Source organism: Microbacterium sp. LBN7, from assembly GCF_045690345.1.
Taxonomy (GTDB): Bacteria; Actinomycetota; Actinomycetes; order Actinomycetales; family Microbacteriaceae; genus Microbacterium.
Map to the genome: position 1 here is coordinate 1,365,389 of NZ_CP147856.1, position 14,983 is coordinate 1,380,371.

Sequence of the window (14,983 nt, forward strand, 5' to 3'; positions counted from 1 at the left end):
ACGCAGTGTCCTCCGCCGTCACCGTACCAGGGCAGGTGCGGCCGATCGGCGAGCCTCGGCCGGGGACCGCGGGTGTCGCCCTGACGCGCATCGCCTCGGTCAGAGCAGGTCGAACGTGCCCCCGAACGGCGCGCTGTCATCGCCGTTGTCGCGGTGGTCGTACTCGACGGTGTCGACCGAGATCACCACCTGGGTCGCGGCGGAGACCAGCACGCTCACCGAGCGGTTCCCGACCACGATGAACTCGACGAAGCGCGGACCGGCCCGCACGGCCGACTCGATCTCCCCCTTCAGGTCGTCGACGTCCTGTCCCTGCGCCAGGAAGTACCCGACGTCGTTGACCGTGACCTGGGTGCGCACCATGGTCCGCATCTCACTCATTCCACTCGCCTCCCCGTTCTCCGTCATCCGGCGACACTAGACCGCCGGCGGTCGCCGCAGAAGGGGATTGCGCGCAGGACGATTCCCGGGCATGCACCGACGGACCTGCTCGGGTGTACGGTTCATGAATGGGCAGACTCCGGTACGACGGCACCTCGGATCCGATCCTCATCGAGGACAAGACCCTGGCGCATCTGAAGATCGTGATCGCGACCAAGCTCCGCCGCCAGGAGAGCTTCATGATGACGTGGCGCCCGGTCAACGGCGGCGAGGACCAGCGCGCGACCGTCTGGATCCACCCTGCGATCCCGTTGCAGTTCGGATTCGACAGCGCCGACCCGCCCGCGGTCGACCCGCACCTGATCGCCGACATGATGAAGGCCCTCAACGCCACGGGAGAACTCGTCCTGGACCACCTCGTCGACCCTCGCTGACGACACGGCGGAGGTCGCCGCCCTCACCGCCCGGAAAACCGAGCGCGCACGATGCGGAAGACGGAACTAGGCTGTATGCGCGCCCGCGCACGGCCTGACCTCCGCCAGGTCTCGGCCGCGGCGTGAGCCCATACGACCTCCCCCCACGGTCCACGTGTTCCCCGCTCGGCGGGACGGAGCTGCAGCTCCGCGACGTGGCCTCGCCAGAAAGGCTTGCAGCTCATGAGCGAATCCTCCGGAAGCACCGATCGCGACGAGCGGTCCCCCGACTTCTTCGATCAGCTGATCGAGACCAACCCGCGTGAGCCGCAGGCGGCCTTCACCGTGGGATTCCGCGGCTACGACAAGGGCGAGGTCGATGCTGCGCTCAGCACCCTCCGCACCCAGATCGAGCAGCTGACGACCGACCTCGCCGCGACCAAGGCCGCCCAGGCCGAGGCCGTCGAGGCCATCCGCGACGAGGAGCGCGCGGCCCGTGAGGCGCTCGAGGGCGAGCTCAGCGCCGCGGCGGCGAAGGCCTCCGACGCCGAGCAGCAGATCGCGACCCTCACCTCGGAACTCGTCGACGCCCCGCAGCCGGATGGCAAGGAAGCGCCGTCCCGCCAGCAGTTCGAGGCGATCCTCCGCGTGGCCGAGGAGCAGGCGAACGTCCTGATCCAGAACGCCGCCGTCCAGGCCGATCGCCTGATGACCTCGGCTCGTGAAGAGGTCACGGCGCAGCGCGCCGAGGCCGAGGCCGACGCCGAGCGCATCACCGCGCAGGCGCAGCGCGACGCCGATCAGGTGCGCCTGAAGATGGACACCGAGTACACGGCGCACGAGGCGCGCATCGAGCGCGAGGCCGCGCACGCCGCCGAGAAGGTGAACCAGGCCGCGCAGGAGGCGACTGCGATCCGCACCGAGGCGGAGAAGGGCGCAGCCGCGCTCCGCTCCCTCGTCACCCGCGAGACGACCCAGCTGCGCGCGGATGCCGAGCGCGAGGTGCGCGACATGAACGCGCGCGTCCTCGAGTTCGAGGAGACGCTGAGCCGCCGCCAGGATGACGCGCAGCAGGAGTTCCTCGTGCTGCACAACCAGGCCGTGGCCCACGCGGAGCGCATCACGAACGATGCCAACGAGCAGGTGGCGGCATCGCTCGAGCACGCCCAGCGCATCTCGTCCAGGGCCGAGGACTACGAGCACCTGACGCGCTCGCAGGCGCAGGCGATCGAAGCCGACGCGAAGGTGCGGGCCCGCGAGATCCTCGATCGCTCCCGTGTGAAGTCGCAGAAGATCGTCGAGTCGGTCACCGGTCACACCACGGCCGTGCTGCGCGATGCGGAAGACCGCGCCCGGCAGCTGCGCTGGCAGCAGCAGCAGCTGACGAGCTTCATGGCCGAGGTGCGCGAGCTCATCCGCCCCGACGGCATCTTCTCCGACGAGGCCCTCCCCGCGGAAATCGCCGAGAGCGCTCCGGCCGAGAACGCGGACGACGAGGTGGCCGACGACGAGTTCCTCGGAGACGAGCTGCTCGAGGACGAGCTCGACGACGACCGCCCGCTCGAGAAGATCACGATCGACGTGGTCGACGCCGAGGAGAGCAGCAAGCGCTGACGCGGTCGAACGATCGGAAAGAGGTGCGCGCGGGTGACCGCGCGCACCTCTTCTTCGTCCTGTCGGCATCCACCGATCGGTGGATGCCGTGATCCGCCGGTCCACCGCTACCGCCCACGGCTGCGCACCGGCAGTCTGGGATGCATGACAGAGAGCGTGATCGAGGTCCGCGACCTCCGCAAGGACTACGGCGACTTCACGGCGGTGGACGGCCTCAGCTTCGACATCGAGCGCGGCGAGACATTCGCGCTCCTCGGCCCCAACGGCGCGGGGAAGTCGACGACGATCGAGATCCTCGAGGGCTACCGCCACCGCAGCTCCGGCGAGGTGCGCGTGCTCGGCGTCGACCCGCAGCACGGCGGCCTGGACTGGAAGGCGCGGCTCGGCATCGTGCTGCAGTCCACCGGGGAGGCCGGCTCGTTCACGGTGCGGGAGCTCCTCAAGGAGTTCGCGGGCTACTACCCGCGGCCGCGTGACGTCGACGAGGTGATCGCCGCCGTCGGCCTGGAGGAGAAGCAGCGCACGCGGGCCGCACGGCTGTCGGGCGGTCAGCAGCGTCGGCTCGACGTGGCCCTCGGCATCATCGGCCGACCGGAGCTCCTGTTCCTCGACGAGCCGACCACCGGCTTCGATCCCGAAGCCCGCCGCCAGTTCTGGGAGCTCATCCGCTCGCTCAAGGCCGAGGGCACGAGCATCCTGCTCACGACGCATTACCTCGACGAGGCCGCGCAGCTCGGCGACCGCGCCGCGGTCATCGCCGGAGGGACCATCGCCGCGATGGGACGCATCGACGAGCTCGGCGGAGCGGAGTCGCGCATCCCGCTCGTGCGCTGGACCGACGGCACGGGGGCACGGCGCGAGGAGCGCACCGGCGAACCCGGGGCGCTCGTCGCCGCTCTGCAGCGCGACGGCGGCGAGCCCCGAGACCTCGAGGTCGTCCGCCCCACCCTCGAGGACATCTATCTCGACCTGATCCGCGCGTTCGACTCGCGCACCGAGGAGACGGCAGCATGACCACCACCACGATGAGCACGACGCCGACACGGTTCGGTCCGGGCCGCACGATCCGCCTGGGAGTCCGGCGCATCCCGTTCGAGCTGCGCCAGTACTTCCGGGCCGGAGATCAGGTCTTCTTCACGTTCCTCTTCCCGACGCTCATGTACGTCGTCTTCGCCACCATCTTCACGGGCGACATCGGCGAGGGCCCGGATCAGGTCAGCATGGCGACCTACTACCTGCCGGGACTCATCGCCGGTGGCATCCTGCTGTCCGGAGTGCAGGCACCCGCGCTCGAGATCGCGGCCGAGAAGAGCGACGGCACCCTGAAGCGCCTCGGCGGGACACCGATCTCGCCCGTCACCTACTTCATCGGCAAGATCGGCGAGGTGTTCGTCACGGCGATCCTGCAGATCGCCCTGCTGATCGTCGTCGCCGTCGTCGTCTACCGTGTCGAGCTGCCGACGGATGCGGCGATCTGGGGTCGCTTCGCCTGGATCTTCGCTCTCGGGCTGATCGCGTGCACCCTCCTCGGGATCGCGCTGTCGTCCGTCCCCCGTTCGGGCAAGTCCTCGGCAGCGGTGGTGATCCCGATCGTGCTGCTGATCCAGTTCGTCTCCGGTGTCTACATCGCATTCTCGATGCTCCCCGAATGGCTGCAGAACGCGGCAGGCGTCCTTCCCGTGAAGTGGATCGCCCAGGGGATGCGGTCCGTGTTCCTCCCCGATTCCTTCCGCGTGGCCGAGGCGAGCGGCTCGTGGGACATCGGGCTCATCGCCCTGATGCTGGTGGTCTGGCTGGCCGTGGGGCTGGTGCTCAGCCGGCTCACGTTCCGCTGGATCCGTCGCGATCGCTGACATCGATGGAAGAGTGGTCGGCATGAGGACGACCTTCACGGAGCGCGTGGGATGGGACCTCGCATCGGCGGCCCTGTTCGTCGTGACGCTCATCCTCGCCTTCACCCTGCCGCCGCGCTTCCCGGGCTCGTCCTGGCTGCTCGTCGCCACCGCCTGCGGCGTCGCCGCCGTCTACGCGTTCGGCGCCCGACGCTATGTGAGCTTCCGCGAGGGTCCGGAGCCCTCTCCCCTGGTCTCGGGACTGCTGCAGGCCGCCCTCGTCGTCCTGCTGGCGCTCGGCACCTCGATCGAGCCGACCATGATGCTGCTGCAGACGCTCGTGCTGCCGCTGATCTGGATGACGTCGCGCTCCACCCGGCAGTCCATCATCGTCACCCTGCTGAACGCCGTGGTGCTCGCGATCGCCTACGCCGCGTCCGACGGCTTCCGCCCGGGGACGCTGCTCGCCGGAGTCGTCACCTCCGGCCTGTCCGCGGCCTTCAGCGTCGCGCTCGGTCTCTGGATCACGCGGATCGCCGAGTGGGGCACGGAGCGGCAGCATCTGCTCGCCGATCTCACCGCAGCGCAGCACGGGCTGGAGGCCGCGAGCCGGGAGGCCGGTGCCGCCGCCGAGCGCGCCCGCCTCGCCCGGGAGGTGCACGACACGATCGCGCAGAGCCTCACCAGCATCGTGATGCTCGCCGAGCGCAGCCGCCGAGACGGCTCTCCGGAGGCGATCGCCCTCATCGAGGATGCCGCGCGCGAGGCGCTGCGCGAAGCGAGGGCCCTCGTCGTCGTCGAATCCTCGGCGGCCGATCCCTCGGGGTCGCTCGCCGAGGCGCTGCGGCGGCTCGGCGAGAGGTTCAGCCGCGAGACCGGCCTTCCGGTCTCGGTCGACGCCTCGCCGCTCGTCGTCCCGAGAGACCTCCAGGTCGTCCTCCTGCGCTGCGCGCAGGAGGGCCTCGCGAACGTGCGCAAGCACGCGGCCGCCGGAGCGGCGTCGCTCGTGCTGACCGTGGACGACGATGCCGTCCTGGTCGTGACCGACGACGGTCGCGGCCTGCGCGGCGCCCGTCCTGACGGCGGAGACATCGGTGCCGGCGGCGGGTTCGGCCTCGCCGGCATGCGCGATCGGGTCGCCCTCGTGGGCGGCACGCTCGAGGCGCGCGACGGCGAGACCGCCGGGACGACGCTCACCGTGCGCATCCCGCTCGCTGTCGGGCAGGAGACGGCATGATCCGCGTCATCGTGGTGGACGACCATCCGATCGTCCGGTCCGGCATCGTCGGCCTGCTCTCGCTGGACGACGAGATCGATGTGGTCGGCGAGGCCGCCGACGGCGCCGAAGCCATCGAGCTGGCCTCGGCCCTGCGCCCCGACGTCGTGCTCATGGACCTGCGCATGCCGAACGTGTCCGGCGCAGACGCCACAGCGCGGATCACCTCGGGACTCCCGGGGGTGCGGGTGCTCGTGCTCACGACGCACGAGGGAGACGACGACATCCTCGGCGCGATCGAGGCGGGCGCGAGCGGCTATCTGCTCAAGGCCGCGCCCCAGGCCGAGATCGTCGCCGGCATCCGATCCGTCGCCGAGGGGCACACCGTCCTGGCGCCCAGCATCGCGGCGACGCTCGTCACCCGCATGCGTCGGGAGGAGTCGACGCGCCCGTCGCTCAGCCCTCGAGAGCTCGAGGTGCTGCGCCTCGTGTCACGCGGCCGGAGCAACCCGGAGATCGCCCGTGAGCTCTTCATCGGCGAGGCGACGGTGAAGACGCATCTGCTGCACGTGTTCGAGAAGCTCGAGGTCTCGGACCGGACCCGAGCGGTCACGCTGGCGCTGGAGCTCGGTCTGCTCTGAGACCGCGCCCCGGCGCCCGGCGCTGCGGCTACGCGCGGCCGAACTGCGCGACGGCCGGGCAGTCGAACGGGTCGGCGCCGGCGGAGAGCCCCACACGGTTGAGGTAGTCGATCACGATCTTGTACGACCGCAGAAGGCTGGTCTCCGTGTACGGCACGTTGTTCGCCGCGCAGTAGTCGCGGACGATCTCGCGCGCCTTGGCCAGGTGCGGCCGCGGCATGCTCGGGAACAGGTGGTGCTCCACCTGGTAGTTCAGGCCGCCCATGAGCCAGGTCGTCCACCATCCGCCGCTGATGTTGCGGGAGGTGCGGACCTGCTTGGTGAAGAAGTCGAGGCGGGCCTTGGGATCGATGATCGGCATGCCCTTGTGGTTAGGGGCGAACGCGGCTCCCATGTAGACGCCGAAGACGGCGAACTGCACGCCCATGAAGGCGAACGCCATTCCGAGGGGGAGCATCATGAACACGGGCACGAGGATGAGGGCGAACCGCAGGGCGATGATGCTGAGCTCGGTCCAGCGGCCCTTCACGTTCTTCGTCGTCGTGAGGTACTTCAGGCCCAGGAAGTGGAGGTTCAGCCCCTCGAGCGTGAGCAGGGGGAAGAAGAGCCAGCCCTGCTTGCGGGTGATCAGCTTGATCAGACCCTTCGCCTTCGCGGCATCCTCTTCGAGGAACGAGATCGTGTCGACCTCGATGTCGGGGTCCTTGCCGACCTGGTTCGGGTTTCCGTGGTGCTTGGTGTGCTTCGAGTCCCACCACGAGTAGCTCATGCCGATGCTGGCGATCACGATGCGGGCCAGCTTGAAGTTCGCCGGCCCCGTGGTCAGGATCTGGCGGTGCGCCGCCTCGTGTCCGAGGAACGCGATCTGGGTGAGCACGATGCCGAGACCTGCGGCGATGAGCAGCTGGAACCAGCTGTCGCCGAGCAGGATGAAGCCCGTGATCAGTCCGCCGAGGGCGACGGCGATGCCGGCCGCGACGGCGACGTAGAACCACTGCGCGCGACGCAGGAGACCCGTCTCCTTCACGACCTGCGAGACCTGCTTGTAGGCCTGGGCCATCGGAGGGAACTCCGCGTTGCCGGCGTAGGTCTGACGGATCGGACCCAGCGTTGCCGCGGTCGTTTCGATCTGTGTGATGGAGATGATGCTCTCCCGTCGATCGGAGCCCTTGAGCTGTGAAAGCCCAAGGCGACTGCCCAACGCTTACCTCACGATAGCCCGACCCACATACGGCTCCGGGAATACATCCGGGGCCCTTGACGCGCCGCTTTCGGTGTGCTCGGCGTCAGGCGCGAGCGCGTCGCGGACGACGGCGGAACGCACGGGGAAGCACGAGTGCACGGCCCTGCGCGATCGGGGCCTTGGCGTGCTGGCGGCGCTCGAGAGCGGAGCGCGCGTCATCGAGGGAGTCGAAGGCGCCGAGCTCGGTGCCGTGGTTGTCGCGCACGAGGTGCGCGGTGCCGTCGAACTCGACGAAACCGGCGAATTCGCCGTTCCGGGTCGCGACGTGCACGTCGGCGTCGGCCTGCTTCCAGGTCAACGGATCGGATGGGGGGAAGGTGGTGGTGCTCATGGTGATGCTCATTGCTGTGTGGCGGGCACGCGTGGGCGCTCCGCAAGATGTGAGATTCAGAGCGGATGCCGCGCGCATCGATGTGCGTGGTCCGTGATGGCCCTGATCAGTGGCGACGTGGCGGCCGAGAGGGGCACAGCACACACGTTGCATCATCAGTGTAGCAGACCCCGCCGCACCCTCCTCCGCCTCCGTCTCACCGACTCAGTTCGAGGGCGGCTGGCCGCCTCCTCCCGGACCCCCCGCACCGCCGCCCGGTGCACCACCGGCGGCCGGCGCGGTGCTCGTGTCGACGCCGACCACGAGCGTCGCCGTGTACCCCTTCGTCGCATCGCCGCTGAGGGTGGCGAGCTGCGCGGCGCCCGCGTCGTCGCCGAACACGTTGTCGCCCGCGAGCGTGACCTGGGCCAGGTTCTGCGCGGACCCCGCATACGCGGACTGCGCATAGACGGCCGAGCAGGCTGCCTCGGGAAGCGCCATCTGCGAGGTCGCGATCGCGTTGGCGGCGTCGGTGATCGACGCGGCGTCGGGGAACACCTCGAAGTGGATGTGCGGCCATCGACCCGAGTAGCAGCCGGGGAAGATCGAGGTGAACGACACCCTGCCGTCGGCATCCGCCACCTGCACGCCGCGCAGATAGGTGACGTCCTCCAGGCCTGAGGAGTAGAGGGAGTACTCGCCCTGCGCCGTGCAGTGCCACGCGTAGACGGCGACGCCGGCGAAGGGGACGCCGCCGTTCGCCAGATCGACGATCTGGAAGGCGATGGTGAGCGGCACGCCGTCGGCCGTCGCCGCCCCGTCGATCGACGAGCGGATGTCGCGGCGGATGATGCCGGAGTCCTCGAGGACGTCCGGCCCGTTGGAGCCGTCGCCGGGATAGGGCCCCGCGGTCTCGTCGGGGATCTCCCCCGTCACGACCGCGCCCCCGGCGGTGGGCGTCGGCGTCACGGTCGGCGTGGGCGTCGCGGTCGCCCCGCCGGAGGCGGCCGGCGCGCAGGCGGCCAGCACGACGGCGCCGACACCGAGCCCGGCGAGGCCGAGGATGCCGCGGCGGCTCATCAGCGTGCCGATGTCGAAGACCACGCCCTGGTCGACGACCTCCTCGTCGGCCCGATCGAGCAGCCGCCCCTCGTAGGCGGGACCGTCGGGTGTCTGGATGGGTTCGGGGATACGGCTCATGGTCGGGCTCCTCTCGAGTGAACCGATGGTGGGTCGTCACCATGGTCCTGAACCACTCGATCAGGATGCTCTGCCCGGGCTATGGGCTTCCTATGTCTCGGAGCGCGGCGCGGTGACGGAGTCGCGCGGCACCGGAGGACGGAGGACCAGCACCACGACGACGATCACCAGGATCAGTGCGGAGAGCGTCACCGGGATCGGAAGCACGGGGTCGAGCAGCACGAGGAGAGCGCCGACCGGGACGACCGTGTTCACGACACGGTCGGCGTTCTCCCGGATCGCGATCCACCAGATGCCGATCAGGAACACGGCGATCGGGATCGTGACGGTGAACGAGGCGGCGATGTTGGAGATGTGGCTCTCGTGCGTCAGCACGTCGAGCTCCACCTCGATGCCGGCGGAGAACGCGGCGGCGGCCGCGAAGACGAAGTAGTGCGTGTACCCGTACCGCAGGGAGTTGCGGAAGCTGCTGATCGCGCGGTGATGCGGCGGCCAGAAGTAGATCCACCAGAGGGACGCCGTCACCACGAGCGTCAGCACCGAGATCGCGATCAGCGGACCGAGGGTCTCGACCTCGTCGAGCGCGTCGATGATCGCGTTCGCCGAGGCCAGCAGGCTCTCGCCGAGCACGATGAGCGTGAACAGACCGTAGCGCTCGGTGATGTGATGCGGATGCCACGGCGTCTGCTGCCGGTACTCGGCGAAGACCGGCACGCCGATCTCGATCAGCGCGAAGACGACGAAGGCCGTCACCTGCAGCGCGCCGGAGGGGATCAGGAGGAAGAGGATCCACAGCACCTGCACGGCCGCGATCCCGAAGGCGTATCTCTTCGTCGCCGCGCGGAGGGGCCCCGCCGAACGGGAGGCGCGCAGCCATTGCGCGACCATCGCGACACGCATGACCACGTAGCCGAGGACGCAGATCGTGAAGTCCCCCTCGTTGAACGCCCGCGGGATCCCCGCCGCGAAGACGAGGACGCCGCCCATCTGCACGAACGTCGTGACGCGGTACAGCCAGTCGTCGGTGTCGAACGAGGTCGCGAACCAGGTGAAGTTCATCCACGCCCACCAGATCGCGAAGAACAGCATGGCGTAGGAGGTGATGCCGTGCAGGAAGTCGCCGTGGCTGAGGGCGTGATGCAGCTGCGCGGAGGCGATGCTGACGGCCACGACGAAGACGAGGTCGAAGAACAGCTCGAGCGTGCTCGCGGTGCGGTGCGGCTGGGCGGGGTCACGCGGCAGCATGGTGCGAAGCTGGAAGCGCGAGACGGCGGAGTTCACGGTCACCGCGTCAGGATAGCCCCCTCCGGAACATTGATACGTCCATTCGGCGGAGATATCTTCCGCTCACGCCATCCATCCGCTACAGTGTTCAAAGTCTGCTGTGCCTGCTGCTAGCGACCGCCGTGTGGGACGGCGAAATGCACTCCGTGAGTGGGATCACCGAGTTCCAGCAGGACCCGAGGGGTCGGGACGCAGACGATTGCCGTGAACGTGGGGTTCATGGTCTGGGGAAATCTGGGGAATCACATGTCGCACTGGGGATTTTTGCGTACATTCACGGCTCAAGGGGCCTCGGCATGACTTCCGTCGAGGATGCTCTGAGCATCTCTCGTCCGGGCTCGGTCTTCCTGCCGATCGCCGCTCCGAGAGCGACCAAGTCGGTGACGCGCACGGTGGTCACACCTCGCGCCTCCGCGACTCTGGAAAGACGTCGCCAGTGGGAGCGCCGCTATCGGATGCGACTGCGGATCACGGATGCGGCCGTCATCCTGTTCGCCGTCGTCCTGACCGCGACGGTCCAGCTGAGCGCCGGCATCACCGGGTTCGAGGTCCTTCGAGACGGCGTCCCCCTCGCCGCTCTCTGGTACTTCATGCTCAGTGCTCTGCACACGCGGGACGCCGCGTTGTTCCGTGCGAGTGCCACCGAGTACCGCGGCGTGGTCCACGCCAGCGGGCTCGCCTTCGGGATCATCGCCATCGTGGCGGTGCTGCTCGCATGGGAGTCGATGCAACTGACGCTGCTGCTGGGGCTGCCCGTCGGTGTGCTGACTCTTCTGGTGACCCGGTGGTTGTGGCGCCACTGGCTCCAGGCCCAACGCACGCAGGGGAGGTTCGCCTCGCGGACCCTCGTCGTGGGCAACAGGGATGACGTCGAGTACGTGGTGCGCACCCTGCACCCGATCGGCGCGTCCGGCTACCAGGTGGTCGGCGCGACGCTCCTCGACGGCAATGCCCGCGAGGTGGAGATCGACGGCGCGGTGTTCCCCGTTCTGGGGAACGTGAACACCGTGTCGTCGGTCGCCGCCGAGCTGGGAGCCGACACGATCATCGTGGCCAGCCGTCCCGAGGGCGAGCCCGAGTTCGTGAAGCAGCTGAGCTGGCAGCTCGAGGGGACCGCTGCCGAGCTCGTGCTGTCGAGCCGTCTCACCGACGTCGCAGGCCCCCGGATCTCGTTCGCGCCCGTCGAGGGGCTGCCGCTCATCCAGGTCAAGATCCCGACGTACGAAGGCGGGGTGCACGTGCTCAAGCGCGCGCTCGACATCGCCGTCGCCACGGTCGCGCTGATCCCGATCGGACTGCTGACTCCGGTCCTCGCCGCGCTCATCAAGCTCGACTCTCCCGGACCCGTGTTCTTCTTCCAGGAGCGCGTGGGCCGCGACGGCCGCACGTTCAAGATCGTCAAGTTCCGTTCGATGAAGACCGACGCCGAGCAGCAGCTCGCCGCCCTCAAAGAGGCGAACGAGGGCGCGGGACTCCTGTTCAAGATGAAGGACGACCCTCGGGTGACCCGCGTCGGCAGGATCCTGCGCAAGCTCTCTCTCGACGAGCTGCCGCAGTTCTGGAACGTCCTCGTCGGCGACATGAGCGTGGTGGGTCCGCGTCCGCCGCTTCCGAGCGAGGTCACCGCCTACGACGGCACCATCTTCCGCCGCCTGTACATCAAGCCCGGCATCACGGGTCTGTGGCAGGTGTCCGGCCGCAGCGATCTCTCGTGGGACGAGAGCGTCCGCCTCGACCTCCGCTACGTGGAGAACTGGTCCGTGATGAACGACCTGCAGATCATGTGGCGCACAGCCAAGGCGATGGTGCAGCCGAGCGGTGCATACTGAACGGATGAGTCCAGGGAACACGGCACCCGTCGCTGAGTCCGTCGACATCGCCGGCGTCCGCGTCGACTCGTTCACCGAGGCCTCGCTGGTCGACCACGTGCTCGAGATGGCGAAGAGCGACGGCGTCGACGTGGCGGTCGGCGTCAACGCGCACGTGTGCAACCTGGCTCGCAAGGACCCGCGGTTCCGTCGCCTCGTGGACGACGGCTCCACGTACGCCGACGGCCAGTCCGTCGTGTGGGCCGCGAAGCTGCTCGGCGGGCATCTCCCCGGGCGGCTCGCGACCACCGACATCGCCGAGCCTGTGCTGCGCGCGGCAGCGGATGCCGACATCCCGGTCTACTTCTTCGGTGCTGCAGAGGGCGTTGCCGAGCGTGCCGCGGCGATCCTCCGGGCGAAGATCCCCGGGCTGCGGCTGCGTACGCACCACGGCTACGTGGCTGCCGACCGGATCGACGAGGTCCTCGACGACATGCGGTCGCACGGCACCGGCATCCTCTTCGTCGGTATGGGGGATCCGGCGCAGCAGCTCTGGATCGACGCTCACCGCGATCGCCTGCCTCCCGCTGTCCTCACCTGCGGCGGCCTCTTCGACTGGCTCAGCGGATCGAACAAGCGCGCGCCCGCGTGGATGATCCGCGGGGGTCTGGAATGGCTGTGGCGCCTCATCATCGAGCCCCGACGACTCGCGAAGCGGTACCTTCTGGGCAATCCGTCGTTCATGGCCGCCGTCGCGACGCAGAGACTCCGCGGGTCCAGGGCATGAGCGGTGCCGCGAGCTCGCCGCGCGGCGAGCTCGCCCGCGGCGGTGCGCTGAGCTTCGCGGGGTCGGCGGTGAGCGCCGTCATGGGGCTCGTGCTGATCGTGATCCTCGGCCGGCTGCTCGGCGACGCGGGCTCCGGAGTCGTGCTGCAGGCGGTGGGCATCTTCACGATCGCCCTCGGGGTCGCGCGTTTCGGGATGGACTCGGCGGCGATCTGGATCCTTCCGCGTCAGCTGGAGGACCAGCGGCAGCTGCTGCGGCCGACGGGGGCGTTCCTCCTGATCACATCCGCCCTCGTCGGACTGGTCTGCTCCGCCGTGCTCTTCGTCGGCGTCCTGATCGTCGAGGCGCGGGCCCCGGGAGACGAGGTCGCCGCGGCGCTCCGGACGATCGTCTGGTTCCTGCCGGTCGCCTCCGTCATGCTCACCGCGCTCTCGGCGACGCGGGCGCTCGGCAAGGTGAACGCCTACGTCCTGGTCGGCAACGTGGCACTCCCGACCCTGCGCCCGATCGCCATCGCCGTCGCGGTCGGACTGGGAGCCGGAGCGGTCGCCGCCTCCTTCGCCTGGGCGCTGCCGCTGCTCCCCGCCGCGATCGCCGCGGTCGCGGTGATGCTCGTGCAGCTCCGACGGCTGGGGCGGACGAGCGAGCCCGGCTTCCTGCGATCCGACGTGCCCAAGCGCACCCTGCAGTACGCACTCCCCCGCGTCGTCTCCTCGGCGCTCGAGCAGCTGCTGATCTGGCTGGCGGTGATCATCGTCGGCGCGATCGCCGGTCCCGCCGCCGCAGGCGTGTACGGCTCCGCGAGTCGCTTCGTCGCCGCCGGCATGATCGTCGACACCGCGCTCCGCGTGGTCGTCTCGCCGATGTTCAGCCGGATGCTGCACCGCAAGGACACCGGCGAGCTCGAATCCGTCTATCGGACGGCCACCGTGTGGCTGGTGCTGTTCAGCACGCCCGTGTACATCCTCCTCGCCGTCTTCGCCCCGGTCGCGCTGTCCCTGCTCGGAGAGTCGTTCGCCGACGGCCAGAGCGTCCTGATCGTGATGTCCGTCGGCTCGATCGTGACCTTCCTCGCCGGCAACATCCATTCCGTGCTGCTGATGAGCGGCCGCAGCGGATTGGCGGCGCTGAACAAGGCCGTCGCCGTCGCCGTCAACGTGGGACTCATCTATCTCCTCGTGCCCCTCTGGGGCATCACGGGCGCCGCCGTCGCGTGGGCGGTCGCCTGCGCGCTCGACGCAGCGCTCGCCTCCCTGCAGGTGCGCTTCGTCCTCGGGCTGCGGGTGTCGCCGCTCGCCGGTCTCTACCCGCTCGTCGTCGCCATCGTCACGATCGGCGTCCCCGCCGCGGGCTTCCGACTGCTCTTTGGTGCGACATGGCTCGGCCTGATCGCCGCGGCCGTGGTCGGCGCCGCACTGTTCCTCGCGTGGTGCCGACTCGATCGCCGGCGGCTCCACCTGGATCAGCTGCGCCTCCCGGGCGCACGATAGACCCGAAGACAGGTCTGGTGCGGGATTCACCGGCATGCTAGAGTGCCGCCTGGGGAATCTTCTCGTCTCTACGTATGAGAAGCCGCTCGGTGGGACGAGCAAATCAGAATCTGGGGAAAACAGGGGATGTCTAACGACGTTTTGGGGACGCCTGCTGCGAGAAAACGCAGCACGGCACTATGGATAGCGATCGCGGCAGTGGTACTCGCCGTCGTCGGGACGATCAGCGCGTTCGCGCTCACCGCCAACCGCGACGACCAGGCTGCGACAGGCTCAGGACCTTCGCCGACGCCGAGCGTGACGGCGACGCCCGCTCCGGCAGCGCCGCCGACCGTCGCCGGTGAGATCGACGCCGACGAGGCGCAGCTCACCATCCAGACCGCGCTGGCCGCGCCGATCGGCACCGCCGGTACGTCGGCCGATCTGGCCGCCGTACTGAAGGACGTCGCGGTCGACGCCTATGCGGCCGAGGTCGAGGCGCAGTGGCAGGAACTCATCTCGCGGGGCTGGAGCATCGACGGCTCGCCCACGCTGGTGTCGACCGAGGTCACGAGCCTCTCCGCCGACGCCGAACCTCCGACGGCGGAGGTCACCGCCTGCGTCGACTCGTCCGCGGTGACGATGCTCGACGCGAACGGCGATCCGATCGGCGACGACTCGGCGAAGACGCCCCGAGCGCTGCACCTCTTCACACTCATCCAGGGAACCGATGACATCTGGCGGATCTCCGCCCACGGCTTCCCCAACGACCCGACATGCTGAAC

The 14,983-nt window shown here is 69.2% G+C and carries 15 protein-coding genes; 10 read left to right on the top strand and 5 right to left on the bottom strand.

The annotated features are described in order from the left end of the window. Positions 1 to 99: 99 nt before the first annotated feature. A complete protein-coding gene (locus tag LBN7_RS06505) occupies positions 100 to 381 on the bottom strand; it encodes a hypothetical protein (RefSeq protein WP_341946466.1) in 282 nt (93 codons plus the stop codon). Positions 382 to 509: 128 nt separating this feature from the next. Here LBN7_RS06505 and LBN7_RS06510 point away from each other — a divergent pair, with 128 nt between their 5' ends. The 6 genes from LBN7_RS06510 to LBN7_RS06535 all read left to right on the top strand — a co-directional run bounded on the left by LBN7_RS06510 (position 510) and on the right by LBN7_RS06535 (position 6,097). Continuing rightward, positions 510 to 815, top strand: a complete 306-nt coding sequence (locus LBN7_RS06510) for a hypothetical protein (RefSeq protein WP_116634185.1) — start codon at positions 510 to 512, stop codon at positions 813 to 815. Positions 816 to 1,037: 222 nt separating this feature from the next. Continuing rightward, positions 1,038 to 2,408, top strand: coding sequence for a cell division initiation protein (locus LBN7_RS06515; RefSeq protein ID WP_116634747.1), 1,371 nt, complete (start codon positions 1,038 to 1,040; stop codon positions 2,406 to 2,408). Between the two features lie 144 nt (positions 2,409 to 2,552). Continuing rightward, positions 2,553 to 3,422 carry an ABC transporter ATP-binding protein gene (locus tag LBN7_RS06520; RefSeq protein WP_407361303.1) on the top strand — a complete coding sequence of 290 codons (870 nt, stop codon included), beginning with the start codon at positions 2,553 to 2,555 and terminating at the stop codon, positions 3,420 to 3,422. Further along, a complete protein-coding gene (locus LBN7_RS06525; protein ID WP_407361304.1) occupies positions 3,419 to 4,261 on the top strand; it encodes an ABC transporter permease in 843 nt (280 codons plus the stop codon). Before LBN7_RS06520 ends, LBN7_RS06525 begins: the two co-directional genes overlap by 4 nt. A 22-nt stretch (positions 4,262 to 4,283) precedes the next feature. Then, positions 4,284 to 5,477, top strand: a complete 1,194-nt coding sequence (locus LBN7_RS06530) for a sensor histidine kinase (RefSeq protein ID WP_407361305.1) — start codon at positions 4,284 to 4,286, stop codon at positions 5,475 to 5,477. Then, entirely contained in the window at positions 5,474 to 6,097 is a 624-nt protein-coding gene (locus LBN7_RS06535) for a response regulator transcription factor (RefSeq protein WP_116634181.1), read from the top strand. The genes LBN7_RS06530 and LBN7_RS06535 overlap by 4 nt, the downstream gene beginning before the upstream one ends. Before the next feature lie 28 nt (positions 6,098 to 6,125). On the opposite strand, the gene LBN7_RS06540 is transcribed toward LBN7_RS06535, so the two are convergent. The 4 genes from LBN7_RS06540 to LBN7_RS06555 all read right to left on the bottom strand — a co-directional run bounded on the left by LBN7_RS06540 (position 6,126) and on the right by LBN7_RS06555 (position 10,095). Then, entirely contained in the window at positions 6,126 to 7,298 is a 1,173-nt protein-coding gene (locus LBN7_RS06540; protein ID WP_407361306.1) for a fatty acid desaturase family protein, read from the bottom strand. A gap of 85 nt (positions 7,299 to 7,383) precedes the next feature. Continuing rightward, positions 7,384 to 7,671: a hypothetical protein gene (locus tag LBN7_RS06545; RefSeq protein ID WP_133192776.1), complete on the bottom strand. Its 288-nt coding sequence runs from the start codon at positions 7,669 to 7,671 to the stop codon at positions 7,384 to 7,386. A gap of 204 nt (positions 7,672 to 7,875) precedes the next feature. Further along, complete coding sequence (locus tag LBN7_RS06550) at positions 7,876 to 8,850, bottom strand: intradiol ring-cleavage dioxygenase (RefSeq protein ID WP_407361307.1); 975 nt, start codon at positions 8,848 to 8,850, stop codon at positions 7,876 to 7,878. 90 nt (positions 8,851 to 8,940) lie between these two features. Then, the gene (locus LBN7_RS06555; protein ID WP_407361704.1) at positions 8,941 to 10,095 is read right to left on the bottom strand and encodes a low temperature requirement protein A; all 1,155 of its coding nucleotides are present in this window, start codon (positions 10,093 to 10,095) and stop codon (positions 8,941 to 8,943) included. Positions 10,096 to 10,430: 335 nt separating this feature from the next. Between LBN7_RS06555 and LBN7_RS06560 the strand changes: the two genes are divergently transcribed. The 4 genes from LBN7_RS06560 to LBN7_RS06575 all read left to right on the top strand — a co-directional run bounded on the left by LBN7_RS06560 (position 10,431) and on the right by LBN7_RS06575 (position 14,981). After that, complete coding sequence (locus tag LBN7_RS06560) at positions 10,431 to 11,963, top strand: sugar transferase (protein WP_116634178.1); 1,533 nt, start codon at positions 10,431 to 10,433, stop codon at positions 11,961 to 11,963. A 4-nt stretch (positions 11,964 to 11,967) separates the two neighbouring features. Continuing rightward, positions 11,968 to 12,729: a WecB/TagA/CpsF family glycosyltransferase gene (locus LBN7_RS06565; protein WP_116634177.1), complete on the top strand. Its 762-nt coding sequence runs from the start codon at positions 11,968 to 11,970 to the stop codon at positions 12,727 to 12,729. Further along, a complete protein-coding gene (locus LBN7_RS06570; protein WP_407361308.1) occupies positions 12,726 to 14,219 on the top strand; it encodes an oligosaccharide flippase family protein in 1,494 nt (497 codons plus the stop codon). Before LBN7_RS06565 ends, LBN7_RS06570 begins: the two co-directional genes overlap by 4 nt. A gap of 198 nt (positions 14,220 to 14,417) precedes the next feature. Beyond that, positions 14,418 to 14,981: a hypothetical protein gene (locus LBN7_RS06575; protein WP_407361309.1), complete on the top strand. Its 564-nt coding sequence runs from the start codon at positions 14,418 to 14,420 to the stop codon at positions 14,979 to 14,981. Positions 14,982 to 14,983: the final 2 nt, after the last annotated feature.

What these genes read in the sequence shown, in the direction of transcription:
- LBN7_RS06505 (WP_341946466.1), bottom strand. Translation starts at nt 381, where the DNA reads ATGAGTGAGATGCGGACCATGGTGCGCACCCAGGTCACGGTCAACGAC.
- LBN7_RS06510 (WP_116634185.1), top strand. Translation starts at nt 510, where the DNA reads ATGGGCAGACTCCGGTACGACGGCACCTCGGATCCGATCCTCATCGAG.
- LBN7_RS06515 (WP_116634747.1), top strand. Translation starts at nt 1,038, where the DNA reads ATGAGCGAATCCTCCGGAAGCACCGATCGCGACGAGCGGTCCCCCGAC.
- LBN7_RS06520 (WP_407361303.1), top strand. Translation starts at nt 2,553, where the DNA reads ATGACAGAGAGCGTGATCGAGGTCCGCGACCTCCGCAAGGACTACGGC.
- LBN7_RS06525 (WP_407361304.1), top strand. Translation starts at nt 3,419, where the DNA reads ATGACCACCACCACGATGAGCACGACGCCGACACGGTTCGGTCCGGGC.
- LBN7_RS06530 (WP_407361305.1), top strand. Translation starts at nt 4,284, where the DNA reads ATGAGGACGACCTTCACGGAGCGCGTGGGATGGGACCTCGCATCGGCG.
- LBN7_RS06535 (WP_116634181.1), top strand. Translation starts at nt 5,474, where the DNA reads ATGATCCGCGTCATCGTGGTGGACGACCATCCGATCGTCCGGTCCGGC.
- LBN7_RS06545 (WP_133192776.1), bottom strand. Translation starts at nt 7,671, where the DNA reads ATGAGCACCACCACCTTCCCCCCATCCGATCCGTTGACCTGGAAGCAG.
- LBN7_RS06550 (WP_407361307.1), bottom strand. Translation starts at nt 8,850, where the DNA reads ATGAGCCGTATCCCCGAACCCATCCAGACACCCGACGGTCCCGCCTAC.
- LBN7_RS06555 (WP_407361704.1), bottom strand. Translation starts at nt 10,095, where the DNA reads ATGCTGCCGCGTGACCCCGCCCAGCCGCACCGCACCGCGAGCACGCTC.
- LBN7_RS06560 (WP_116634178.1), top strand. Translation starts at nt 10,431, where the DNA reads ATGACTTCCGTCGAGGATGCTCTGAGCATCTCTCGTCCGGGCTCGGTC.
- LBN7_RS06565 (WP_116634177.1), top strand. Translation starts at nt 11,968, where the DNA reads ATGAGTCCAGGGAACACGGCACCCGTCGCTGAGTCCGTCGACATCGCC.
- LBN7_RS06570 (WP_407361308.1), top strand. Translation starts at nt 12,726, where the DNA reads ATGAGCGGTGCCGCGAGCTCGCCGCGCGGCGAGCTCGCCCGCGGCGGT.